Origin of the sequence: Microbacterium resistens (assembly GCF_031456305.1) — a bacterium.
Lineage (GTDB): Bacteria > Actinomycetota > Actinomycetes > Actinomycetales > Microbacteriaceae > Microbacterium > Microbacterium resistens_A.
Genome location: NZ_JAVDUM010000015.1, coordinates 56,904 through 81,478, shown reverse-complemented (window position 1 = coordinate 81,478; position 24,575 = coordinate 56,904). Strand labels below are relative to the sequence as shown.

Annotated in this window: 21 protein-coding genes; all 21 read left to right on the top strand. The window is 71.0% G+C overall.

The features are described 5' to 3' along the window. Positions 1-84 precede the first annotated feature (84 nt). The 21 genes from J2Y69_RS15750 to gmk all read left to right on the top strand — a co-directional run bounded on the left by J2Y69_RS15750 (position 85) and on the right by gmk (position 24,516). On the top strand, positions 85-282 hold the full coding sequence (locus J2Y69_RS15750; RefSeq protein ID WP_310022497.1) for a hypothetical protein: 198 nt from the start codon (positions 85-87) through the stop codon (positions 280-282). A 72-nt stretch (positions 283-354) separates the two neighbouring features. Further along, on the top strand, positions 355-3,015 hold the full coding sequence (alaS, locus tag J2Y69_RS15745) for an alanine--tRNA ligase (RefSeq protein ID WP_310022495.1): 2,661 nt from the start codon (positions 355-357) through the stop codon (positions 3,013-3,015). Beyond that, positions 3,012-3,488: a Holliday junction resolvase RuvX gene (gene ruvX / locus J2Y69_RS15740; protein WP_310022493.1), complete on the top strand. Its 477-nt coding sequence runs from the start codon at positions 3,012-3,014 to the stop codon at positions 3,486-3,488. The genes alaS and ruvX overlap by 4 nt, the downstream gene beginning before the upstream one ends. Positions 3,489-3,898: 410 nt before the next feature. Then, positions 3,899-5,056 (top strand): endolytic transglycosylase MltG, encoded by a 1,158-nt coding sequence (gene mltG / locus J2Y69_RS15735; protein WP_310022490.1) that lies wholly within the window; start codon positions 3,899-3,901, stop codon positions 5,054-5,056. Beyond that, entirely contained in the window at positions 5,050-5,898 is an 849-nt protein-coding gene (locus J2Y69_RS15730; protein WP_310022488.1) for a shikimate dehydrogenase family protein, read from the top strand. Before mltG ends, J2Y69_RS15730 begins: the two co-directional genes overlap by 7 nt. A 4-nt stretch (positions 5,899-5,902) precedes the next feature. After that, positions 5,903-7,132, top strand: a complete 1,230-nt coding sequence (aroC, locus tag J2Y69_RS15725; protein WP_310022486.1) for a chorismate synthase — start codon at positions 5,903-5,905, stop codon at positions 7,130-7,132. Further along, entirely contained in the window at positions 7,119-7,634 is a 516-nt protein-coding gene (locus tag J2Y69_RS15720; RefSeq protein ID WP_310022484.1) for a shikimate kinase, read from the top strand. The genes aroC and J2Y69_RS15720 overlap by 14 nt, the downstream gene beginning before the upstream one ends. Further along, entirely contained in the window at positions 7,631-8,725 is a 1,095-nt protein-coding gene (gene aroB / locus J2Y69_RS15715) for a 3-dehydroquinate synthase (protein WP_310022481.1), read from the top strand. Before J2Y69_RS15720 ends, aroB begins: the two co-directional genes overlap by 4 nt. Before the next feature lie 31 nt (positions 8,726-8,756). Further along, on the top strand, positions 8,757-9,197 hold the full coding sequence (gene aroQ, locus J2Y69_RS15710; RefSeq protein WP_310022479.1) for a type II 3-dehydroquinate dehydratase: 441 nt from the start codon (positions 8,757-8,759) through the stop codon (positions 9,195-9,197). Between the two features lie 84 nt (positions 9,198-9,281). Continuing rightward, entirely contained in the window at positions 9,282-9,845 is a 564-nt protein-coding gene (gene efp / locus J2Y69_RS15705; protein ID WP_310022476.1) for an elongation factor P, read from the top strand. A 17-nt stretch (positions 9,846-9,862) separates the two neighbouring features. Continuing rightward, positions 9,863-10,273, top strand: a complete 411-nt coding sequence (nusB, locus tag J2Y69_RS15700; RefSeq protein WP_310022474.1) for a transcription antitermination factor NusB — start codon at positions 9,863-9,865, stop codon at positions 10,271-10,273. Between the two features lie 8 nt (positions 10,274-10,281). Beyond that, positions 10,282-13,251, top strand: coding sequence for a DEAD/DEAH box helicase (locus tag J2Y69_RS15695; RefSeq protein WP_310022472.1), 2,970 nt, complete (start codon positions 10,282-10,284; stop codon positions 13,249-13,251). Between the two features lie 81 nt (positions 13,252-13,332). Then, positions 13,333-14,907 carry a Rieske 2Fe-2S domain-containing protein gene (locus tag J2Y69_RS15690; protein WP_310022469.1) on the top strand — a complete coding sequence of 525 codons (1,575 nt, stop codon included), beginning with the start codon at positions 13,333-13,335 and terminating at the stop codon, positions 14,905-14,907. Positions 14,908-14,982: 75 nt separating this feature from the next. After that, positions 14,983-15,519, top strand: a complete 537-nt coding sequence (gene pyrR, locus J2Y69_RS15685) for a bifunctional pyr operon transcriptional regulator/uracil phosphoribosyltransferase PyrR (RefSeq protein WP_310022467.1) — start codon at positions 14,983-14,985, stop codon at positions 15,517-15,519. Further along, complete coding sequence (locus J2Y69_RS15680; protein WP_310022465.1) at positions 15,516-16,484, top strand: aspartate carbamoyltransferase catalytic subunit; 969 nt, start codon at positions 15,516-15,518, stop codon at positions 16,482-16,484. The genes pyrR and J2Y69_RS15680 overlap by 4 nt, the downstream gene beginning before the upstream one ends. Then, complete coding sequence (locus tag J2Y69_RS15675) at positions 16,481-17,785, top strand: dihydroorotase (protein ID WP_310022463.1); 1,305 nt, start codon at positions 16,481-16,483, stop codon at positions 17,783-17,785. Before J2Y69_RS15680 ends, J2Y69_RS15675 begins: the two co-directional genes overlap by 4 nt. Beyond that, positions 17,782-18,285: a PH-like domain-containing protein gene (locus J2Y69_RS15670; RefSeq protein WP_310022461.1), complete on the top strand. Its 504-nt coding sequence runs from the start codon at positions 17,782-17,784 to the stop codon at positions 18,283-18,285. The genes J2Y69_RS15675 and J2Y69_RS15670 overlap by 4 nt, the downstream gene beginning before the upstream one ends. Next, positions 18,282-19,466 carry a glutamine-hydrolyzing carbamoyl-phosphate synthase small subunit gene (carA, locus tag J2Y69_RS15665; protein WP_310022459.1) on the top strand — a complete coding sequence of 395 codons (1,185 nt, stop codon included), beginning with the start codon at positions 18,282-18,284 and terminating at the stop codon, positions 19,464-19,466. The genes J2Y69_RS15670 and carA overlap by 4 nt, the downstream gene beginning before the upstream one ends. Further along, complete coding sequence (gene carB, locus J2Y69_RS15660) at positions 19,459-22,776, top strand: carbamoyl-phosphate synthase large subunit (RefSeq protein ID WP_310022456.1); 3,318 nt, start codon at positions 19,459-19,461, stop codon at positions 22,774-22,776. Before carA ends, carB begins: the two co-directional genes overlap by 8 nt. Further along, entirely contained in the window at positions 22,773-23,609 is an 837-nt protein-coding gene (pyrF, locus tag J2Y69_RS15655) for an orotidine-5'-phosphate decarboxylase (RefSeq protein WP_310022454.1), read from the top strand. The genes carB and pyrF overlap by 4 nt, the downstream gene beginning before the upstream one ends. Continuing rightward, the gene (gene gmk / locus J2Y69_RS15650; RefSeq protein ID WP_310022452.1) at positions 23,602-24,516 is read left to right on the top strand and encodes a guanylate kinase; all 915 of its coding nucleotides are present in this window, start codon (positions 23,602-23,604) and stop codon (positions 24,514-24,516) included. The genes pyrF and gmk overlap by 8 nt, the downstream gene beginning before the upstream one ends. Positions 24,517-24,575 lie beyond the last annotated feature (59 nt).

Below are 24,575 nucleotides of genomic sequence, written 5' to 3'. Positions count from 1 at the left end.
AGGCGTCGGGGTGACCCGGCGCCTCCTGGCTTTTGCGCATACGATGGAATCGCCGTGCTGTGCGGCCCCAGCGGAGGTGACGACATGAAGAGCGTTCTGTGGTTCCTGGTCGGCGTGATCGGCGGATTCGTCGCGGCGCACTTCCTCAACAAGGACCCCCGCGGCCACGACATCCTGTCCGAGGTCGACGCTCGCATCAGCGAGTTCACCGGCATCCTCGGCGATGCCTTCCGTGAGCAGGAGGCCCGGCTCACCGGCGTGCAGGAGAAGTCGCAGGACTGATCCGCCCACGCCCATCCCCTCGGACCGGCACGGGCCGGCTCCGTCCCCGACGCAAGGAACTCTCGCACGCCCATGAAGACCGCGGAAATCGCGCAGCGCTACCTCGACTACTTCGAGAAGAACGACCATGTGATCGTCCCCTCGGCATCGCTGGTCAGCGATGACCCGACGCTGCTCTTCACGGTGGCGGGCATGGTCCCGTTCATCCCGTATCTCACGGGAGTGGTCCCGGCGCCGCATCCGCGGATCGCCGATGTCCAGAAATGCATCCGCACGAACGACATCGAGGAGGTCGGCCGGACGGCACGGCACGGCACCTTCTTCCAGATGCTCGGGAACTGGTCCTTCGGGGACTACTTCAAGGAAGGCGCGATCCGGTACGCCTGGGAGCTCCTGACCTCGGCGGAGAGCGACGGCGGGCTGGGCTTCGACGAGAAGGACCTCTGGGTCACGGTCTATGAGACCGATGACGAGGCCGAGTCGATCTGGCGCGACGTCATCGGGCTGAACCCCGAGCGCATCCAGCGGCTGGGCCGGGCGGACAACTACTGGAACACCGGTCAGCCCGGACCCGGCGGCCCCGACTCCGAGATCTTCTTCGACCGCGGTCCCGCGTACGGCAGGGACGGCGGCCCCGCCGTCGACGACTCGCGGTTCCTGGAGATCTGGAACCTGGTCTTCATGCAGGACTTCATCGACGACGTCCGCGGCAAGACCGAGTTCGACATCGTCGGCGAGCTCCCGCAGAAGAACATCGACACCGGGATGGGCCTGGAGCGCGTCGCGTTCCTCAAGCAGGGCGTCGAGAACATGTACGAGACGGATCAGGTCCGCCCCGTCCTCGACCGGGCCGTCGACCTCTCGGGGCTCAAGTACGGCGCCGATGCGCAGAACGACGTGCGGTTCCGGGTGATCGCCGACCACGTGCGCTCCTCGCTGATGCTGCTCTCCGACGGCATCCGGCCCTCGAACGAGGGCCGTGGATACATCCTGCGCCGGCTGATGCGCCGCACGGTCCGCTCCATGCGTCTGCTCGGCGTCGACGCGCCGACCTTCCCGGAGCTCTTCTCCGCGTCGCGCGACGCGATGAAGAGCGCCTACCCGGTGCTCGAGAAGGACTGGAACCAGCTCTCCGCCGCCGCGTTCGCCGAGGAGGAGACTTTCCTGCGGACCCTGGCACAGGGATCGACGATCCTCGACCTCGCGCTGGACGAGACGCGGAAGGGCGGCGGGTCGACGCTCAGCGGACCGGAGGCCTTCCTGCTGCACGACACGTACGGCTTCCCGATCGATCTCACCCTGGAGATCGCCGAGGAGGCAGGTCTCAGCGTCGATCGGACCGCGTTCGACTCGCTCATGCAGGAGCAGCGCTCCCGCGCGAAGGCCGATGCGAAGAGCCGCAAGCGCCAGCTCGCCGACGTGTCCGTCTACCGTGAGATGCGCGCGCTCGGGGAGACGGGCTTCCTCGGCTACGACGAGCTCGAGGCCGAGTCCACCGTGCTCGGGATCCTCATCGACGGTCAGCCCGCGGCGAGCGCCGGCGAGGGGCAGGTCGCCGAGGTGGTGCTCGCCGAGACCACGCTCTACGCGGAGTCCGGCGGTCAGGTCGCCGACAAGGGGACCATCACGGGCGCCGGCTTCGTGCTCGACGTGCTCGATGTCCAGCGTCCCGTTCCCGGGCTCATCAGCCACACGGTCGAGGTCCGTCAGGGAGTCGTGGCCGTGGACGCCGCGGCGACCACTGTCGTCGACGTCGCGAACAGGCGCGCCGCACGGCAGGCGCACTCGGCCACGCACCTCGTCCACGCCGCCCTCCGCGACACGCTCGGCCCGACCGCCACCCAGGCGGGCTCGCTCAACCGTGCCGGGTACATGCGCTTCGACTTCGCCTGGGGACAGGCGCTCTCGCCGGAGACGAGGACCGAGATCGAGGACATCGCGAACCAGGCTGTCCAGGACGGCCTGGAGGTGACGACCCGGATCATGTCGCTGGACGAGGCCAAGGCGGCCGGAGCGATGGCGCTGTTCGGCGAGAAGTACGGCGAGGTCGTGCGGATGGTGGACATCGGCGGCCCGTGGTCCCGCGAGCTCTGTGCAGGGACGCATGTGCGCACCAGCGCCGAGATCGGTCTCATCAACCTGGTGGGGGAGTCCTCGGTCGGCGCGTCCAACCGCCGGGTCGAGGCGCTCGTCGGCCAGAACGCCTTCCGCGACCTCGCCGCTGAGCGCGCGATCGTCTCGCAGCTGACCGCGTCGCTGAAGACCCCGCGCGACCAGCTGACGAGCAGGATCACCGATCTCGCCGCGCAGCTGAAGGCGGCCGAGAAGCGGATCGCGCAGTTCGAGGCGGCCGAGCGTGCCGGCCGTGCGCCCGCCATCGCGCAGTCGGCGACCACGGTCGGCTCCTTCCGGCTTGTCGCGCACGACCTCGGTGAGGTGTCTGCGGCGGATGACGTGCGCGACATCGCGCTCTCCGTGCGCGATGCGCTGGGTGCGGGCGCTGCGGTCGCGGCGATCGCCGGAGCCGTCGGCGGACGCCCGATGGTCGTGATCGCGGCGAACGAGGCGGCGCGCAGCGCCGGAGCGAAGGCCGGCGCCCTGGCGAAGATCGCCGCGGGCGTCCTCGGCGGTGGCGGCGGCGGACGGGACGACGTCGCCCAGGGCGGTGGATCGGATGTCTCGGCCCTGCCCGCAGCGTTCTCCGCGATCGAGCAGGAGCTGCGCCGAGCGTGAGCGTGTTCCGACGCGGCGTCCGACTCGGCATCGACGTGGGGCGGGCGCGCATCGGCGTGTCCCGGTGCGACCCGGACGGCCTCCTCGCGGTGCCGGTCGAGACCGTGCCGCGGAACGACGACTCGATCGCGCGGCTCACACAGCTCGCGACCGAGTACGAGCCGATCGAGATCGTCGTCGGCCTCCCGATCAACATGCGCGGTGAGGACACCGAGTCCACGACGGATGCGCGCGCCTTCGCGGAGACGCTGGCGGAGGCGACCTCGCGGCCGGTCCGTCTGGTCGACGAGCGTCTGAGCACGGTGAGCGCGCATCAGGCGCTGCGGGCCTCCGGTCGCACTCAGCGGGGTTCTCGTGGCATTGTGGATCAGGTCGCCGCGGTCGTGCTGCTGCAGCACGCGGTCGACACCGAGAAGAGCACCGGCACCCCGACCGGCACCCTGGTTACTCTCGACGAGGAGACTCCCCGATAATGCCCGATCGCCCCGAACCGTCACCCGAGTCCGGAGCAGACGCCCTGTCCGACCTCTTCAGCGATCTCCCTGACCCGAAACGGCAGATCCCTCAGCAGGAGCCGGACGTGCCGGCGCCGGGCTCCCGGCGCGCCGCCCGCGCCGCCGCTCGGGACGGTCAGGCTCCGGAGACGGCGTCGGCGCCGAGCGTGTCGGGAGCGGGGTCGGACGCGGACCCGACTCCGTCGCCCGTCGCGGGTGTTCTCCCAGCTGTCGGTTCTGTCGGTGCTGTTGGTGCTGTCGGCGCCGTTGCAGGCGGTCCCGGTCAGGTTCCCTCGGAACCCGGCACGACCGACGCCGCGCCAGATCCGCGGCGCACGCCGTCGCCGGATGCGCAGGAGCCGCTTCCCGCCGCCGGATCGTCGCCGGTCGTGAGCCCGCGCGAGGAGCCGGCGGAGCACGCGAGCCTGGAGGATCTGTTCCGACCGGAACCGGAGCCGGAGCACGGCACCCCTCGTCGGAAGCGGCGCACGGGCTGTCTCGTGGCCCTCATCATCGTCCTCGCCCTCCTCGGCGGGATCGCCGCCGGTGGGATCTGGGTCTGGAACTCCTATGGCGAGAAGATCAGCGAGGCGTTCGGCTGGGGCCCGCCCAAGGACTACGAGGACGGGCAGGCCACGGGTGAGGCGCTGCTGACGATCAGCGAGGGCGACGTCGGCACGGACGTCTCGACGAAGCTGTACGACGCGGGCGTCACGAAGACCGACCGGGTGTTCTACGACATGCTGGTCGCCGACGACGTCGCGATCACCTTCTACCCCGGGGTCTACCACCTTCAGCAGAAGATGACGGCCTCGGCCGCGCTGAAGGCGCTGCAGGATCCGGCGAACAAGATGGCCAACTCGGTGCTGCTCCGGGAGGGGCTGACCGTGCCGAAGACGCTGAGCACGATCGCGGAGAGCCTGGGCATGCCGCTCGCCGACCTCCAGGCCGCGGCCGCCGACCCGAGCGCCTACGGCGTCGCGGGGGCCTCTCTGGAGGGGTGGCTCTTCCCCGCGCTGTACGAGTTCGCCCCGGAGGACACGCCGACCGACATCATCGCGAAGCTCGTGGAGCGGACACGGCAGTCGCTGGCGAACGCCGGCGTCCCGGCCGCGGATGAGCAGCGGGTGCTCACGATCGCGTCGATCATCCAGCGCGAGGCGAGAGCCGAGGGCGACTTCTTCAAGGTCTCGCGCGTGATCGCCAACCGACTGGCGCAGAACATGAAGCTGCAGATGGACTCCACCGCGCAGTACGGCTACGGCGAGCTGCACAAGGGCTCGGCCAGCACGTCGGATGAGGCACAGGGCGACGACAACCCGTGGAACACCTATGTGCACGAGGGGCTCCCCTCGACGCCGATCGCGAATCCCGGCGATGCCGCGATCGACGCGGCGATGCACCCCGCCGACGGGCCGTGGCTCTACTTCGTCACCGTCAACCTCGACACCGGCGAGACCAAGTTCAGCACGACGTACGAGGAGCACCTCGGCTACGTCGAGCAGATGCGGCAGTGGTGCACGGCGAATCCCGACTCGGGATGCTGACCGGATCCGCCCCGCACGGCCGGCTGCGGCTCGCCGTGTGGGGCGATCCGATCGGCCACAGCCGGTCGCCGGCCCTGCACGCCGCGGCATACCGCGCGCTGGGGCTGGACTGGGACTACGGGCGGCGTCAGGTGGGCGCGTCGGCGTTCCGGGCCGCGGTGGACGCGCTGGGGCCGGACTGGCACGGGCTCTCCCTCACGATGCCCCTCAAGGAGGAGGCCTTCGCCTGGGCGCGCGTGCGCGACCGGCACGCCGAGCTCACCGGCACCGCGAACACGCTCGTCCTGGACGGCGACCGGCGAGGCCACGCCTGGAACACGGACATCGGGGGACTGGTCCTCGCGCTGCGGGAGAGCGGTCTGGGGGGTGCGCGATCCGTGCGGATCCTCGGAGCCGGGGCGACCGCGGCGTCGGCGATCGTCGCCGCCGCGGATCTCGGCGCCGAGCGGATCGAGGTGGTCTCCCGGCGGGCCGAGGCTGTCGAACCCCTCCGCCGGATCGCCGAGGCGGCGGGGGCACGGCTGGAGGACCGCCGGTTCGACGGCCGGTTCGAGCCCGTGGCGCTCACGATCTCTACGCTGCCCGGCGGGGCAGAGCCGCCCGAGGCGACCGTGGAGAGCCTCGCGGTCGCCGGCGGCGCCCTGTTCGACGTCGCCTACTCGCCATGGCCGTCCGCCCTCGCTCGCGGGTGGAGCGATGAGCCGGCGCTCCCCGGCCTCGGGATGCTGCTGCATCAGGCCGTGCTGCAGGTCCGGATCTTCGTCGGCGGGGATGTGACGCTGCCGCTCCCCGAGGAGGGCGCGGTCGTGGCCGAGATGCGCCGCGCGCTCATGGGAGACTAGAGCAATGCTCCGCGTTCTCACCGCCGGCGAATCGCACGGCCCCGAACTCATCGCCGTCATGGAGGGGCTGCCCGCGGGCGTCCCGATCTCCTCCGAGGCGATCAAGGCCGATCTGGCGCGCCGCAAGCTCGGCTATGGTCGCGGATCGCGGATGAAGTTCGAGGAGGACGCCCTGAGCATCTCCGGCGGCGTCCGCCACGGGAGCTCGCTCGGAAGCCCGATCGCCCTCAGGATCGGCAACACCGAATGGCCGAAGTGGGTGGAGGTCATGAGCCCGGAGCCCGTGGAGGTCACGGAGCGGTCGCGGGGCCGCAGCGCGCCGCTCACGCGTCCGCGTCCGGGGCACGCCGACCTCGTGGGCATGCAGAAGTACGGCTTCGACGAGGCCCGCCCGATCCTGGAGCGCGCGAGCGCCCGCGAGACCGCGGCGCGCGTGGCCCTCGGCGCCGTCGCACGGGCCTTCCTCGGCGAGCTCGGCATCCGCCTGGTCAGCCACACCCTCTCGATCGGCCCGGTGCAGGTGCCGGACGGATCCGTCCTGCCAGGACCGGACGACGTCGCGGCCCTGGACGCCGACCCGCTGCGCTGCTTCGACGCGGGGACCTCGGAGCGGATGGTCGCGGAGGTCGACGCCGCACGCAAGGACGGCGACACGCTCGGCGGGATCGTCGAGGTCCTCGCCTACGGCCTGCCGCCCGGGCTCGGATCCCACGTGCACTGGGACCGCCGCCTCGACGCGCGGCTGGCGCAGGCGCTCATGAGCATCCAGGCGATCAAGGGCGTCGAGGTCGGCGACGGCTTCGAGACGACCCGTCGTCGCGGGTCCGCCGCGCACGACGAGCTGTTCCTCGCGGAGGACGGCATCACCCGCGGATCGGACCGCGCCGGCGGCATCGAGGGCGGGATGTCCACCGGGACCGTCCTGCGGGTCCGTGCGGGGATGAAGCCGATCGCGACCGTCCCGCACTCGCTCCGCACCGTGGACATCGCGGCCGGGGAGGCAGCGACCGCCCACCATCAGCGGTCGGACGTGTGTGCGGTCCCCGCCGCGGGCGTCGTCGCCGAGGCGATGGTCGCCGTCGAGCTCGCGGGCGCCGTGCTGGAGAAGTTCGGCGGTGACAGCGTCGCCGAGACGCGCCGCAACCTCGAGGGGTACCTCGCGTCGATCCCCGAGGAGCTGCGCACGGCTCCGGCCTCGGAGGCGGCGCTCATCGAGCACGATGAGCGAGCCTGATCGGGTCCTCGTCCTCATCGGCCCGATGGGGGCGGGGAAGACGAGCGTCGGTCGACGGGTCGCCCGGCTGCTGGAGCTCCCCTTCGTAGACACCGACAAGGCGATCGTGCGCGATCACGGCCCGATCCCGGAGATCTTCGCGGAGCACGGTGAGGAGCGCTTCCGGGAGTGGGAGCGCGCGGCCGTCTCCGACGCGGTCGCTCTCGGCGGCGTGATCTCCGTCGGGGGAGGGGCGGTGGTCTCCGCGGCGACCAGGGAGCTGCTGCGGGGCGTTCCCGTCGTGCTGCTCACCGTCAGCCCCGAGGCCGTCGGGCCGCGGATCACCGGCTCCGCCCGTCCCCTCCTCGCCGGCGGCGAGGATCCGGTGGACCGCTGGAAACGGATCATGGAAGAGCGCCGTGACTGGTACGAGGAGGTCGCCGACGCGACCTTCGACACGTCGCGCACGCCGATGAGCCGCGTCGCCTCGCGCATCGCGGCATGGACGAGAGGACGAGCATGAGCGAGCAGAGCACGACGATCCCGGTGAGCGGCAGGGACGCGTACGACATCACGATCGGTCGCGGGATCCTCGACTCCGTGTCCGCGGCGCTCGCGCCCTCGGTCCGGAAGATCCTCGTGGTGCACCCGCCCACGCTCGCCGAGCGGGCGGCGGACCTCCGGGAGCGCCTGCTCGCGGACGTGGGGAACGGGCCCCGCGAGGTGCTCCTCGCCGAGATCCCCGATGCCGAGCAGGGCAAGCGCGTCGAGGTCGCCGCCTTCTGCTGGCAGGTGATGGGGCAGGCTGACTTCACCCGGACGGATGCCGTCGTGGGATACGGCGGCGGGGCGGTGACGGACCTCGCCGGTTTCGTCGCGGCGACATGGCTGCGCGGCATCCAGGTCGTGCAGGTCCCCACGACCGTTCTCGGCCTCGTCGATGCGGCGGTCGGGGGGAAGACCGGGATCAACACGGCCGAGGGAAAGAACCTGGTCGGGGCGTTCTGGGCTCCCCGTGCGGTGATCGGCGACCTGCGCGAGCTCGGCAGCCTCAGCCAGAACGAGGCCACGGCCGGGTTCGCCGAGGTCGTGAAGGCCGGGTTCATCTGGGCGCCGGAGATCCTCGACATCATCGAGGCGGACCCCGCCCGTGTCGTGGACCCGGAGACGCCCGAGTTCCGTCGCGCCGTGGAGCTCGCGATCGGGATGAAGGCGGCGGTGGTCTCGGAGGACTTCCGCGAGGCCGGACAGCGCGAGATCCTCAACTACGGCCACACGCTGGGGCATGCGATCGAGCACGCGGAGCGCTATCGCTGGCGGCACGGTGCGGCGATCTCGGTGGGGATGCTCTACGCCGCCGAGCTCTCACGGCTCGCCGGACGGCTGTCGGACGAGGTGGCGAACCGGCACCGGTCGATCCTCGAGCTCCTGGGGCTCCCCAGGTCCTACCGGGCCGGCGCCTGGCCGCAGCTGCTCGCGACGATGCAGCGCGACAAGAAGAGCAGGGGCAGCATGCTCCGGTTCATCGTCCTCGACGACATCGCGAAGCCGACGGTCCTCCAGGCGCCGGATGAGTCGCTGCTCTTCGCCGCCTACCAGGAGATCGGCGACTGATCGGGGCCCGGCGGCTGGTAGCGTGCCGAGCGTGACCGAACGCCTGCTCCTGCTCCTGAACGGCCCGAACCTCAACCTGCTCGGCACGAGGGAGCCGGAGGTGTACGGCACGGCGACGCTCGCCGACGTCGAGCGCATCGCCCGGGAGGCGGCGTCTGCGGTGGGGTACGACCTCCGCGCGATGCAGAGCAACCATGAAGGGGCGCTCATCGACGCGATCCACGCCGCGCGGGAGGACTGCGCGGGGATCATCGTCAATCCGGGCGGCCTCACCCACACCTCCGTGGCGCTGCGGGACGCGCTGACCGGCATAGCCCTGCCCTTCGCCGAGGTGCACATCTCGGACATCGAGGCCAGGGAGGAGTTCCGGCGGTTCTCCTACCTCGCCGACGTCGCGGCGGTCCGGGTCGCGGGTCAGGGTGTGGCAGGCTACGCCGAGGCCGTGCGCCGGCTCACGGCCCTCATCCCGTAGACTCGACTGTCGCCGCCTCGACGCATCAGCGTCCCGCCGTCGGCATCGAGCATCTCGACCACACACGAACGGAACCTCCCGCGCATGGCATCGACCGCAGACATCAAGAACGGCGTCGTCCTCAGCATCGACGGACAGCTCTGGAGCGTCGTGGAGTTCCAGCACGTCAAGCCAGGCAAGGGCGGCGCGTTCGTCCGCACGAAGCTGAAGAACGTCGTGAGCGGAAAGGTCGTCGACCGTACGTACAACGCCGGGGCGAAGATCGACATCGAGAACGTCGACCGTCGCGACTTCACGTACCTCTACACGGACGGCGACAGCTTCGTCTTCATGGACGCCGAGGACTACGACCAGATCAACGTGGGCGCCGTCACCGTGGGGGACGCTGCCCACTTCCTCCTGGAGAACCAGCAGGTGACGATCGCGCTCAACAACGGGAACCCCCTCTACGTCGAGATGCCCGCATCCGTCGTGCTCGAGGTGACCTACACGGAGCCGGGTCTCCAGGGCGACCGCTCCTCGGCCGGCACCAAGCCCGCCACCCTCGAGACCGGGTACGAGATCCAGGTGCCGCTGTTCCTCGAGACCGGCACCAGGGTCAAGGTGGACACCCGCACGGGCGACTACCTCGGCCGCGTCAACGACTGATCGCCCCAGGCGACCAGATGAGCGCTCGGACCAAGGCGCGCAAACGCGCCCTCGACATCCTGTTCTCCGCCGACGTGCGCGGAGACGACCTCGCCGTGACCCTCGCCGCCGAGGCGAAGCGCGCGGCGGCGGAGCCGGCCCGCGAGGCCTCCTGGCTCTACGCCCGCGAGATCGTGGACGGCATCATCGACCACCGCGATGAGATCGACGAGCACATCACGACGCACAGCCGGGACTGGAAGCTCGAGCGCATGCCCGCCGTCGACCGCGCGCTGCTGCGGATCGGCGTCTGGGAGATCGTGCACAACGACGAGGTACCAACGGCCGTCGCGATCGACGAGGCGGTCGAGCTCGCCAAGGAGTTCTCCACCGACGACTCGGGCGCATTCGTGCACGGGGTGCTGGCGCGGGTGTCGCGGGCGGTCTGAGCGCCGAGGTGCCCGACGCATCGGTCCCCTCCTGGCGCTCGCTCCTCCCGGAACGCGTCTCCGAGCGGACGCCGCTCGCGCTCGGGATCGAGCTGCGCCGGAGGGATGCCGCGAACGAGCGGCACTGGTCGGCGCGCCCGCTGCGCACGGCGAGCGCACGCGATCTGGTCCGCGATCCCGGGGAGCTGTTCCTCGGCGTCCGTCCGCTGCGTCCGGGCTCGGTCGAGGGGACCTGGATCCAGGGCGATGCCACCTGGGACGGCGTGCGTCGTCGCGGATCCCGTTTCGCCGTGCCCCAGTCGCGGTGGTTCGCCGATCTGCTGAGCATCGCACGGGAGTCGCTCCTGTCGGGGACCGCGGGGGACTGGCTCCTGCTCGATCCGGTGGAGTCTCCGCTGCTCTGGCCGCATCTTCGCCGAGCAGGAGAGCTCGGGATCCCGTTCGTGGCGACCGAGAAGAGCACGACGCTGATCTGGGCGGCGCAGACGCGGGTCGGGATCGTCGCCGAGACGTCGCCGGACGGTGACGGGATCCTGCTCACGGCCGAGGCCGAGACCGACGGGACGCGCTTCTCCGGGGCAGCGGTGCGCCCGATCGGCGCGACCGGCTTCCACGCGCATCGCGTGGTCGGGACGGCGATCGAGCTGACGGTCGCCGAGCGTGCGCTCGATGCGCCGCTGCGCGCGCTGATGGGCGCCGGAGGACGTGCCGCGGTCCGGGAGACGGACCGCGCCGCCTTCGTCCGGGAGGCGCTGCCCCACCTCCGACGGCGCGGGGAGCTGCGGGTCGCGGGGACGCTCGTCCTCCCGGAGCCGTCCCCTCCGCGCCCTGTGCTCTCCGTCGTCCACCGGAGCGGGGACATCGTGGACTTCCGCATCGAATGGGAGTACGAGGGCCTCGGACGGTTCCCCTTCGACGACGGCGAGGACGGCGAGGACAGCGGGGAGGATGGTGAGGCGGCGAGGGAGCCGGCCGTCGAGCGGGAACGGGCGGAGGACCTCCGCGCCGCGTGGCGGCGGGCGACCGAGGCGCCCTTCGCGTCGTCGGGCACCGTGAAGGACGGGGATGCGGCCGAGTTCGTCACGCACGTCGCCCCGGCGCTGGAGGAGGAGGGCGTCCTCGTCGTCGTGACCGGGACGCCCCGTCGCTATCACGAGCTCACCGGGGAGCCGGAGATCACGATCAGCACTGTCGAGACGACGGACGCGGACTGGTTCGACCTCGGCGTGATCGTCCGCATCGCCGGCCGGAACATCCCCTTCGAGCCGCTGTTCCGCGCGCTCAGCCTGCGCCGTACGAAGCTGCTGCTGGTGGACGGCACCTGGTTCGCGCTGCGGCACCCGGCGCTGGACCGGCTGCGGGAGCTGATCGACGAGGCGGTGGCGCTCGGCGAATGGGAGACGGGTCCGCGCATCCACCGCACCCACGTCTCGCTCTGGGCCGATTTCGAGGACCTGGCCGACGAGGCGCGGCCCGCGACGGAGTGGCGCGAGCGCGTCCTCGGCCTCGACGCCGCGGATGGTGTGCCATCCGTCGAGGTCCCCCGGATGATCCAGGCGGAGCTGCGTCCCTACCAGCGGCAGGGACTGGACTGGCTGGCGCTGCTGTGGCGGCACCGGCTCGGCGGGCTCCTCGCCGACGACATGGGGCTCGGCAAGACGCTGCAGTTCCTGGCGCTGATCGCGCGCATCCGCGCGACGGAGCCCGGCGACCCCTGTCTCGTCGTCGCGCCGACGTCCGTGCTCGGCGCCTGGGCGCAGGAGGCGGCCCGCTTCGCCCCCGGTCTCCGCATCGCGGTCATCGGGCGGACCCGTGCGAGCTCCGCGCTGCCGCTGGCCGACGAGATCGGCGACGCCGACCTCGTGCTGACGTCGTACACGATCCTCCGTCTCGACGCCGACGTCTTCGCGGAGCGGCGCTGGTCCGCCGTGATCCTCGACGAGGCGCAGAACGTGAAGAACCCTGCGACGAGGCAGCACCAGGCCGTCGTGCGGCTCACCGCCGACGCGGTCTACGCCGCGTCGGGGACCCCGATCGAGAACGGCCTCGCCGACCTCTGGGCGATCCTCTCGCTCACCGCGCCCGGCCTCTTCGCCTCCTCCCGGCGATTCCGGGAGGAGTACATCCAGCCGATCGAGGACGGCAAGGTGCCCGAGAACGCCGAGGGCGCGCCGTACCGGCAGGCGAGGATCGAGCGACTGCGCCGCCGGATCCGTCCCTTCGTGCTCCGGCGGACCAAGGAGCTCGTCGCCCCCGAGCTCCCCGAGCGGCAGGAGCAGGTGCTGCGGATCGAGCTGAGCGCCCGGCACCGTGCGGTCTACGACGCGGTGCTGCAGCGGGAGCGGCAGAAGGTTCTCGGGCTGCTCCCCGATCTGGAGCGGACCCGGTTCATCGTCTTCCGCTCCCTCACCCTGTTGCGCATGCTCAGCCTCGCACCGGGGCTGATCGACGCCGAGGACGAGCGGATCGGCTCCCGGAAGCTGGACGCGCTCGTCGAGCACATCCTCGAGCTGCGCGCCGAGGGACATCGCGCTCTCGTCTTCAGCCAGTTCACGTCGTTCCTCCGCCTCGCGGAGCAGCGCCTGCGCGCGGCGGGCGTGCGCACCGCGTACCTGGACGGCTCGACGCGCGATCGCGCGGCGGTGGTCGACGGCTTCCGGTCCGGGGAAGCCACCGCCTTCCTCCTGAGCCTCAAGGCCGGAGGCGTCGGCCTCACCCTCACGGAGGCCGACTACGTCTTCCTCCTCGACCCGTGGTGGAACCCCGCGGCGGAGGCGCAGGCCGCCGACCGGGCGCACCGGATCGGCCAGCGCAACCGGGTCTTCGTCTACCGGATGATCGCGGCGGGGACCATCGAGGAGAAGGTGCTGGATCTGCAGCGACGGAAGGCCCGGCTCACCGCGGCGGTGATGGACGACGACGACCTCTTCGCCCAGGCTCTCACCGCCGACGACATCCGGGACCTGCTCGGCGGATGAGCGTTATCCACGGCGCCCCTCCGGGTTCGCCGGGGGAGCCACCGGTAGGATCGATGCCGTCCACACCAGGAGGAAATGCACATGCGGATCACGGGACTCGGCCACGCCGGGATGTTCATCGAGACGAAGGGCGGGTCGATCCTCTGCGATCCGGTGCTCGGCCCCTCGTTCTACGGCTCCTGGTTCCCGTTCCCCGACAACCGCGGTCTGGACTGGGAACGGTTCGGCAAGGCGGACTTCCTCTACATCTCGCACCGTCACCGCGATCACTTCGACCCGCGCCTGCTGGAGCGCTACGTGCCGAAGGGCATCGAGGTGCTGCTCCCGGAGTACGTCACCGACGACCTCGAGCGGGACATTCGCGCTCTCGGCTACGACAACATCACCTACGCGCCGGCCGGCCGGGTCATCGAGCGCGGTGAGCTGAAGATCATGATCACCCCGCTCCGCGCCCCGAGCGACGGCCCGGTCGGCGACTCATCGCTGAGCGTCGACGACGGCACGGCATCGGTGCTCAACCAGAACGACTCGCACCCCCTGGACCTGGAGACGCTGCTGACGTTCGGCAAGCCCGACGCGTACTTCACGCAGGTCTCCGGCGCGATCTGGTGGCCGATGGTCTACGACCTGCCGCAGGACGCCAAGCAGAACTTCGCCCGCCTCAAGCGGGAGGCGCAGCACAAGCGCGCGATGTACTACATCGAGAAGGTCGACGCGCCGCACGTCTTCCCGATGGCGGGCCCTCCGATGTTCCTCCGCGACGAGCTCTTCCGCTTCAACGGCCACGGCAAGGAGGACGACGCGATCTTCACCGATCAGAAGCAGTTCCTCGCGCGTCTGAAGGAGGAGGCGCCGGCCTACGACGGCCGGCTGTTCATCCCCGGGACGGTCGTCGAGGTGGACGGCGGCGCGATGGAGGTCTCGCAGACGCTCTACACGGAGGCGGAGATCTCCCACATCTTCGACGAGAAGTGGGAGTACCTGGAGGAGCAGCGCGCGAGCAGGCAGCAGGAGCTCCGCGACGAGGAGGCCTCCCGCGCCCCCGTGCTGCCCCCGGCCGAGATGCTGGCGGAGCTCAAGGCCTGGTGGGAGCCGCTGCTGAAGAAGTCGCGGACCATCCGGCTCGGCGTCGGCGGGTGCGTGCGGTTCCGCATCGGCGAGCTCGACATGGTCGTCGACTTCCCGCGGGCCAAGGTGCGCGAGTACGCGGGGGAGGAGTGCATCTACTGGTACACGATCCCCGCCGACCTGGTCTCGACGAACATCCGCGACCACGAGATCGACTGGTCCAACTCGATCTTCCTGTCCATGCAGTTCAGCGTGGGGCGCAGCGGCAAGTTCAACGAGTTCCTCACCACCTTCCTCAAGTGCCTCTCCACCGACCGGATCGAGTACGTCGAGAACTGGTACTCGGAGCAGACGGACCAGACGGAGGACGCGGAGATCGGCGACTGGGTCGTCCAGCGGCGCTGCCCGCACCTGCGCGCCGACCTCACTCGGACGGGGAAGGTCGACGAGGACGGCGTGCTCACGTGCAGCATGCACGACTGGAAGTGGGACCTGAAGACCGGACGCTGCCTCTCGACGAGCGGTCATCCGATCCGATCGGCCAAAGCGGACGACGTGGCGGAGGACGCGCTGCAGTCGGCGGTCTGAGAGCCGTCCGGTCGCTAGACTGGACCCATCAGCAACCTTTAATCCCGTCCTGTGAGGCGGAGAAGGGAGCGGCGGATGAGCGCACGCACCGTGCTGCAGGAAGCCGACATCACGCGGGCACTGACCCGTATCGCCCATGAGATCCTCGAGTCGAATCGCGGAGCCGAGAATCTGGTGCTCCTCGGGATCCCGACCCGCGGCGTCACCCTCGCCGAGCGCCTGGGGCACGTGATCAGCGGGATCGCCCAGGTCGCCGTGCCGGTCGGCGCCCTCGACGTCACGCTCTTCCGGGACGATCTCGCGAAGAACCCGACGCGGGCGCCGCAGCCCACGCACATCCCGCCGGGCGGGATCGACGGCAGGACGGTCGTCCTCGTGGACGACGTGCTCTTCTCCGGACGCAGCATCCGCGCGGCCCTCGACGCGCTGCAGGCCATCGGCCGTCCGGGCGTCGTCCGCCTCGCGATCCTCGTGGACCGCGGACACCGCGAGCTGCCGATCCGGCCGGACTTCGTCGGCAAGAACATTCCGTCCTCGCGCCTGGAGCGGGTGAACGTGCGCCTCTGGGAGAACGACGACGAGGAGTTCGTGAGCATCGAGGAGGCGCGATGAGACACCTCCTCGACACCCGTGGCCTCTCCAGAGAGCTCGCCCTGCGGATCCTGGACGTCGCGGAGGACATGGCCGACACCCAGTCCCGCGAGGTCAAGAAGCTTCCCACCCTTCGCGGGAAGACGGTCGTCAACCTCTTCTTCGAGGACTCCACGCGGACGCGGATCTCCTTCGAGGCGGCGGCCAAGCGCCTCTCCGCCGACGTGATCAACTTCGCCGCCAAGGGCTCGAGCGTCTCGAAGGGCGAGAGCCTGAAGGACACGGCGCAGACGTTGGAGGCGATGGGCGCCGACGCGGTCGTCGTCCGGCATCCGGCATCCGGCGCGCCGCGCACGCTCGCGACGAGCGGATGGATCTCCGCCGGCGTCGTCAACGCCGGGGACGGCACCCACGAGCATCCGACCCAGGCGCTCCTGGACGCCTTCACGATCCGCAAGCGCCGCTTCGGCGCCGACAGCAGGGGCCGGGATCTCTCCGGCGTCCGCGTCGTGATCGTCGGGGACGTCCTGCACTCGCGCGTCGCCCGGTCGAACGTGTGGCTGCTGGACACGCTCGGCGCCGAGGTCACGCTGGTGACCCCGCCGACGCTCATCCCGCAGGACGTGACGGCCTGGCCGGTCCGGGTGCTCTACGACCTCGACGCCGCCCTCGCCGAGTCGCCGGACGCGGTGATGATGCTCCGGATCCAGCTGGAGCGGATGCATGCCGCGTTTTTCCCGAGTGAGCGGGAGTATTCCCGCCGCTGGGGACTCGACTCGCGACGGGTGGCGATGCTCGCGGACGATAGCATTGTGATGCACCCCGGCCCCATGAACCGGGGGCTGGAGATCTCCGCCGCCGCCGCCGATTCCCCCCGCTCGACCGTGCTCGAACAGGTCGCGAACGGGGTGTCGGTGCGGATGGCGGTGCTGTACCTGCTGCTGACGGGAGAACCGATGGACGAGGAGATGGGGGAGAAGCGATGAGTGAGACCCTCATCTTCCGTGGAACGCGGCTGCTGGGCGCCGAGAGCGCCGACATCCTGGTGCGCGACGGGCTGATCGCCGATGTCGGCACGGGGCTGAGCGCTGCGGGCGCCCGTGTCATCGACGCGGCGGGGCTCGTCGCCCTGCCGGGGCTGGTCGATCTGCACACCCACCTCAGGGAGCCGGGGTACGAGGCGTCCGAGACCGTGCTCACCGGCACCCGTGCGGCCGCGGCCGGCGGGTTCACTGCGGTGTTCGCCATGCCGAACACGTCGCCGGTCGCGGACTCCGCCGGCGTCGTGGAGCAGGAGCTCGCGCTCGGTGAGGCCGCCGGCTACGCCACGGTGCAGCCGATCGGCGCCGTCACCGTCGGGCAGAAGGGCGAGCGCCTCGCGGAGCTGGGCGCGATGGCGACCTCCCGCGCACGGGTGCGCGTCTTCAGCGACGACGGATTCTGCGTCTGGGATCCGCTCATCATGCGCCGGGCGCTCGAGTACGTGAAGTCCTTCGACGGGGTGATCGCCCAGCACGCCCAGGACCCGCGTCTCACCGAGGGCGCGCAGATGAACGAGGGCGCGGTGTCGGCCGAGCTCGGACTCGTCGGATGGCCGGCGGTCGCGGAGGAGTCGATCATCGCCCGCGACGTGCTGCTCGCCGAGCACGTCGGCTCCCGGCTGCACGTCTGCCACCTCTCTACCGCGGGCTCGGTCGATCTCATCCGCTGGGCCAAGAAGCGCGGGATCGCCGTGACCGCGGAGGTCACCCCGCACCACCTGCTGCTGACGGACGAGCTCGCCCGCGGCTACGACGCGCGGTTCAAGGTGAACCCGCCGCTTCGTCGCGAGGAGGATGTGCTGGCCGTCCGCGAGGGACTCGCCGACGGCACGATCGACATCGTCGCGACCGACCACGCCCCGCACCCGAGCGAGAGCAAGGCGTGCGAATGGCCGGCGGCCGCGAACGGCATGGTGGGGCTGGAGAGCGCACTGCGCGTGGTCCACGAGGCGATGGTGGAGACGGGGCTGCTCGGCTGGGCGGACGTCGCTCGCGTCCTCAGCACGACCCCGGCCAGGATCGGTTCGCTCGCGGGCCACGGCACCCCGATCGCCGCCGGGCAGCCGGCCGAGCTCACCCTCTACGACGCCGACGCCCGTGGCACCTTCGGCGAGGGGGACCTTCGTGGCCAGGGCACGAACTCGCCCTACCTCGGGCGCCCGCTCCCCGGACAGGTCCGCTGGACGGTGCACCGCGGCTATGCCACGCTCGCCGACGGCGAGATCGTCGAGGAGCCGAACGCATGACGCGAGAGCTCGCCGTCACCATCATGGCGGCCGTCGCCGTCCTCGTCCTGCTCGCGATGCTCCTCGCCTGGCGCGCGCGGCTGCGCCGGGACTCGGCACTGACCGCACCGCTGGGCGTCCCCGAGCACGCGGAGATCGCCTCGCGGCACGAGGTCCTCTACGTCGCCACCACGCGCCACGACCAGTCGCTCGAACGGCTCGCCGTGCGTCCCCTGGTCTACCGGGCCAGGGGAGAGGCGGCGATCACCGACCGCGGCCTCGCGCTCAGCCTCGACGGCTCCCCGACGGTCTTCCTCTCCTCCGACCGCCTCATGACGGTCGACCGCGCCACGGTCACCATCGACCGCGTCGTGGAGCCCGGAGGGCTCGTGCGCGTCGCCTGGCGCCTCGACGACGGGACGATCGTCGACAGCTATCTCCGATTCACCGGCGACCCCACCGCCGCGATCACCGAACTCCAGCGCCTGTGCGCTGCACCCGAGACGGGAGAAACCGCATGACCTCTCCGAAGACGCCGACCCCCGAGCCCGCCGTGCTCGTCCTCGAGGACGGCACCCGCCATGTCGGCCGCGCCTACGGGGCGCTCGGCACCACGCTCGGCGAGGTCGTCTTCGCCACCGCGATGTCCGGCTACCAGGAGACGATCACGGACCCGTCCTACGCGGGCCAGATCGTGCTGCAGACCGCTCCGCACATCGGTAACACTGGCATGAACGACGAGGATCCCGAGTCCCGCCGCGTCTGGGTCGCCGGCTACGTGGTGCGCGACCCCTCCCGTGTCGTGTCGAACTGGCGTGCGACGAGCTCGCTCGACGACGTCCTGGACCGCGACGGCATCGTCGGCATCAGTGGCATCGACACCAGGGCCGTCACGCGGCGCATCCGCTCGGCCGGCTCCATGCGCGGGGGGATCTTCTCCGGGCCCGACGCCGCGCTCGACGCCGACGAGCAGCTGCGCCGGGTCACGGCCGCGCCCGAGATGGCGGGGCAGAACCTGTCCGCCCAGGTCTCGGTCGCGGACGCCGAGCTGACGCCGGCCACCGCGGAGCGGATCGGGAACCTCGCGGTCCTGGACCTCGGGGTGAAGCGCTCGACGCTCGACAACCTCGCCGCCCGCGGGTTCGACGTGCACGTGCTGCCGCAGAACGCGACGATCGAGGACATCCGCGCCCTCGACCCCGTCGCCGTCTTCTACTCGAACGGCCCGGGCGACCCCGCGGCGTCCGACGGCCATGTCGCGCTGCTGCGCGCCGTGCTGGACGAGCGGCTGCCGTTCTTCGGGATCTGCTTCGGCAACCAGCTCCTCGGCCGCGCGCTCGGCCTCGGCACCTACAAGCTGCCGTTCGGGCACCGCGGGATCAACCAGCCCGTGCTCGACAAGGCAACGGGGCGGGTGGAGATCACCGCGCACAACCACGGCTTCGCCGTCGAGGCGCCGCTGGAGGGCGACTTCGAGAGCCCGAACGGCTACGGACGGGTCGAGGTGAGCCACATCGGGCTCAACGACAACGTCGTGGAGGGACTGCGCGCCCTCGACATCCCCGCGTTCTCGGTGCAGTACCACCCGGAGGCCGCTGCCGGCCCGCACGACGCGAACTACCTCTTCGACCGTTTCCGCGACCTCGTCGTCGCGTCCGTCGCCGCGAGCGGCGCATCCAGCACCGTGGAGAACAATGCCTAAGCGCTCTGACATCAGCTCCGTCCTCGTCATCGGCTCGGGCCCGATCGTCATCGGCCAGGCGTGCGAGTTCGACTACTCGGGAACGCAGGCGTGCCGCGTGCTGCAGGAGGAGGGCGTGCGCGTCATCCTCGTCAACTCCAACCCGGCCACGATCATGACCGATCCCGATTTCGCCGACGCGACCTACATCGAGCCGATCACGCCCGAGGTCATCGAGACGATCATCGCCAAGGAGCGCCCGGACGCGATCCTGCCGACCCTCGGCGGCCAGACCGCCCTGAACGCGGCGATGGCCTTGCACGAGCGCGGCATCCTGGAGAAGTACGACGTCGAGCTGATCGGCGCGAAGGTCGACGCCATCCGCAAGGGCGAGGACCGGCAGATCTTCAAGGAGCTCGTCATCGCCGCGGGAGCGGAGGTCGCGGCCTCCCGGATCGCGCACACGATGGACGAGGCCATCGCCGGCGCCGAGGAGCTCGGGTACCCGGTCGTGGTGCGCCCCAGCTTCACGATGGGCGGCCTCGGCTCGGGCTTCGCCTTCGACGAGGCGGACCTCCGCCGGATCGCCGGTGCCGGCCTGCACGACTCTCCCACGAACGAGGTCCTCCTGGAGGAGTCCATCCTGGGATGGAAGGAGTACGAGCTCGAGCTCATGCGCGACACGGCCGACAACACGGTCGTCGTCTGCTCGATCGAGAACGTTGACCCGGTGGGAGTCCACACCGGCGACTCCATCACCGTGGCTCCCGCCCTGACGCTGACCGATCGCGAGTACCAGAACCTCCGCGACATCGGCATCGACATCATCCGGGCGGTCGGGGTGGACACCGGCGGCTGCAACATCCAGTTCGCGGTGAACCCGGAGAACGGCCGCGTGATCGTCATCGAGATGAACCCCCGCGTGTCGCGGTCATCGGCGCTGGCGTCCAAGGCGACCGGCTTCCCGATCGCCAAGCTCGCCGCGAAGCTGGCACTCGGCTACCGCCTCGATGAGATCCCCAACGACATCACCGGGGTGACCCCGGCGAGCTTCGAGCCGACCCTGGACTACGTCGTGGTGAAGGTCCCGCGCTTCGCCTTCGAGAAGTTCCCGGCCGCCGACCCCACGCTCACGACCACCATGAAGTCGGTCGGCGAGGCGATGGCGATCGGTCGCAACTACAGCACGGCCCTCCAGAAGGCGCTCCGCTCGCTGGAGAAGCGCGGATCGAGCTTCCACTGGGGCGACGAGCCCCGGACCGCGCAGGAGCTGCTGGAGATCGCGAAGACGCCGACGGACGGTCGGATCGTCGTGCTCCAGCAGGCGCTCCGCAAGGGTGCGACGATCGCCGAGGCCTTCGACGCCACGGCGATCGACCCCTGGTTCATCGACCAGATCGTGCTCATCAACGAGGTCGCCGAGCGCGTGCACGAGGCCGCCGAGCTGGATGCGGACATGCTCCGCGAGGCCAAGGAGCACGGCTTCTCCGACGCGCAGATCGCGCAGCTGCGAGGGCTCCCGGAGGACGAGGTGCGCGGCGTCCGCCACGGGCTGGGCCTCCGGCCCGTCTACAAGACCGTGGACACCTGCGCGGGCGAGTTCCCCGCGCTCACGCCCTACCACTACTCCAGCTACGACGCCGAGACCGAGGTCGCGCCGTCCGAGCGCACCAAGGTGGTCATCATCGGCTCGGGCCCGAACCGGATCGGCCAGGGGGTGGAGTTCGACTACTCCTGCGTGCATGCCTCCTTCGCGCTGTCCGACGCCGGATACGAGACGGTGATGGTCAACTGCAACCCGGAGACGGTCTCGACCGACTACGACACCTCGGACCGGCTGTACTTCGAGCCGCTGACCCTGGAGGACGTCCTGGAGGTGCTCCATGCGGAGTCCGCCAGCGGCGAGATCCTCGGCGTCGTCTGCCAGCTGGGCGGCCAGACCCCTCTGGGCCTTGCCAAGGGGATCGAGGACGCCGGGTTCCGGATCCTCGGCACCAGCCCCGAGGCCATCGACCTCGCGGAGGAGCGCGAGCTGTTCTCCCGCCTCCTCGACGAGGCGGGGCTCGTGGCGCCGCGCAGCGGCACGGCGACCGACGCGGACGGCGCGGTGCGGGTCGCCGAGGAGATCGGCTACCCCGTGCTGGTGCGGCCGAGCTTCGTGCTCGGCGGGCGCGGCATGGAGATCGTCTACGACACCGAGGCGCTGCGGGACTACTTCGTCCGTGTCGCCGACCAGGCGATCATCGGCCCCGGTCAGCCGCTGCTGGTCGACCGCTTCCTGGACGACGCGATCGAGATCGACGTCGACGCGCTCTACGACGGCGCCGAGCTGTTCATCGGAGGGGTCATGGAGCACCTGGAGGAGGCCGGGATCCACTCCGGCGACTCCAGCTGCACCCTGCCTCCCGTCTCGCTCGGACGCACCGACATCGACCGGGTGCGTCAGGCGACGCTCGCGATCGCCGAGGGCGTCGGGGTGCGGGGCCTGCTGAACGTGCAGTTCGCGATCAGCGCCGGCGTGCTCTACGTGATCGAGGCCAACCCGAGGGCGAGCCGCACGGTTCCGTTCGTCTCGAAGGCGCTCGGGATCCCGATGGCGAAGGCCGCGAGCCGGATCATGACCGGGACCACGATCGCCGAGCTGCGCGCGGAGGGGATGCTCCCCGAGATCGACGGCTCGCGCGTGCCGCTGGACTCCCCGGTGTCGGTGAAGGAGGCCGTGCTGCCGTTCAAGCGGTTCCGCACCCGTGACGGCAAGAACGTCGACTCCGTCCTCGGCCCGGAGATGCGCTCGACCGGGGAGGTCATGGGCATCGACCGCGACTTCCCGACCGCCTTCGCGAAGAGCCAGGCGGCGGCCTACGGCGGCACGCCCACCTCCGGCACGGTCTTCATCTCGGTCGCCGACGCCGACAAGCGCGCGGTGATCCTGCCGGCGCATCGCCTGCAGCAGCTCGGCTTCACGATCGTCGCCACCGAGGGGACCGCGGAGATCCTGTCCAGGAACGGCATCGCGGTGACCGTGGTGGAGAAGTTCAGCGAGACGCAGGAGACCGGCGTCAAGAACATCGTCGACCTCATCAACGAGGGGGCGATCGACATCATCGTCAACACGCCGAGCGGCGGCGCCGCCCGCGCGGACGGCTACGAGATCCGGGCGGCGGCCGTGGCCGCGGACAAGGCGCTGTTCACCACGATCGCCACGCTCGGCGCGGCCGTCAGCGGGCTGGACGCTGTCGACGCGGGATTCCAGGTGCGGAGCCTCCAGGAGTACGCAGCGGACCGCGCGGATCGTCTCCGTGCGATCGCGGACCGGAAGGCGGCGGTGTGACGGGAGGGTTCGGCGACCGGCTGCGCACGGCGCTCGACGCGAGGGGCCCCCTCTGTGTCGGGATCGATCCGCACGCAGCGCTCCTCGACGCCTGGGGCGCCCCCCAGAGCGCCGAGGGCGTGCGCGGCTTCGCCCTGCGCGTCGTCGAGGCGTCCGCGGGACGGGTCGCCGCCGTGAAGCCGCAGGTGTCCTTCTTCGAGAGGTTCGGCTCCCGGGGGTTCGCCGTGCTGGAGGAGGTGCTGCGAGCCGCGCGTGCGGCCGGGCTCCTCGTGATCGCCGATGCCAAGCGGGGAGACATCGGGTCGACCAACGAGGGGTACGCGGAGGCGTGGCTCGCCCCGGGGTCCCCGCTCGAGTCCGATGCGGTCACCGTGAGCCCGTACCTCGGCGGCGGAGCGCTCGGCCCCGTGCTCGACCGGGCGGTCGGCGCCGGGAAGGGCGTCTTCGTCCTCGCGGCGACGAGCAACCCCGAGGGGGCGGAGCTCCAGCGCGCCCTCACCGCCGGAGGGGCCTCCGTCGCGAGGCGCGTCGCCGAGGACGTCGTCCGGGCGGGATCCGCCGAGGGGCTGGGCCCGGTGGGACTCGTCATCGGCGCCACCGTGGACCGGACATCCTTCGGACTGGACGACGAGCTGCTGGCCGGCGTCCCGATCCTCGCACCGGGCTTCGGCGCTCAGGGCGCGGAGCCGGAGGACCTCGCGCGCCGCTTCGGCCCGCTTGCCCGCAACGTGCTCGCGAGCGAGAGCAGAAGCATCCTGTCCGCCGGTCCCGAGGGGATCGCCGACGCCATCGACGCGCGCGTCGCGCACTATCGGGAGGTTCTTGGTGTCTGAGGTCGTCAAGCGGGACGTCCCCGAGGTCGATCGTGCCGCCGCCGCGCGTCGGGCGGTCGAGCGCCGGCGGGCGCGTGCGTCGCTGAAGCGCGATCTCACGATGCGTGTCGTCTCTCCCCAGGAGGTCGTGGACCGGGCCTTCGCCGATCCCGACTCCACGTCCGGATCGCTCCGCGTCCCCGATTTCCTCACCGCGCTGCCCGCGATCGGGGCGGGCAAGCGCGATCGGATCCTCGCGGAGCTGCAGATCTCGCCCGTCAAGCGCCTGGGCGGTCTCGGCGTGCGTCAGCGCCGGGCCCTGACCGGGTGGCTGGACGGCAGGTTCCCGGTGCTCGCCCCGCGCGAGGGGCGCAGCAGGCTCCTCGTGCTGGCCGGCCCCACGGCCGTGGGCAAGGGCACGGTCGCCGCGCACATCCGCGACCATCACCCGGAGATCCACCTCTCCGTCTCGGCCACGACCCGTGCTCCTCGTCCTGGTGAGGAGGACGGCATCCACTACTTCTTCGTCGACGACGCCGAGTTCGATCGCATGATCGCCGACGACGAGCTGCTCGAGCACGCCACGGTCCACAACCGGTTCCGCTACGGCACGCCGCGCGCCCCGATCGAGCGCGCCCTCGAGGAGGGCAAGACCGTGCTCCTGGAGATCGACCTCCAGGGAGCGCGGCAGGTGCGCGCGGCGGATCCGGCGGCGACCCTCGTCTTCCTCCTGCCGCCGTCGTGGGACGAGCTCGTCCACCGTCTCGTCGGGCGGGGGACCGAGGACGAGGCGGAGCGGGCGCGGCGCCTGCGTACCGCGAAGACCGAGCTCGCCGCCCAGGGCGAGTTCGATTACCGCGTCGTGAACGAGGACGTCGCCGACGCGGCCCAGGAGGTCGTAGAATTGTCCTCAGTCTCTGCGCGCTGATCCGTACCCGCGCGCCTCGAAACTCGTCCGCGGCCACCGTGCCGCCCTATCCAGGAGGT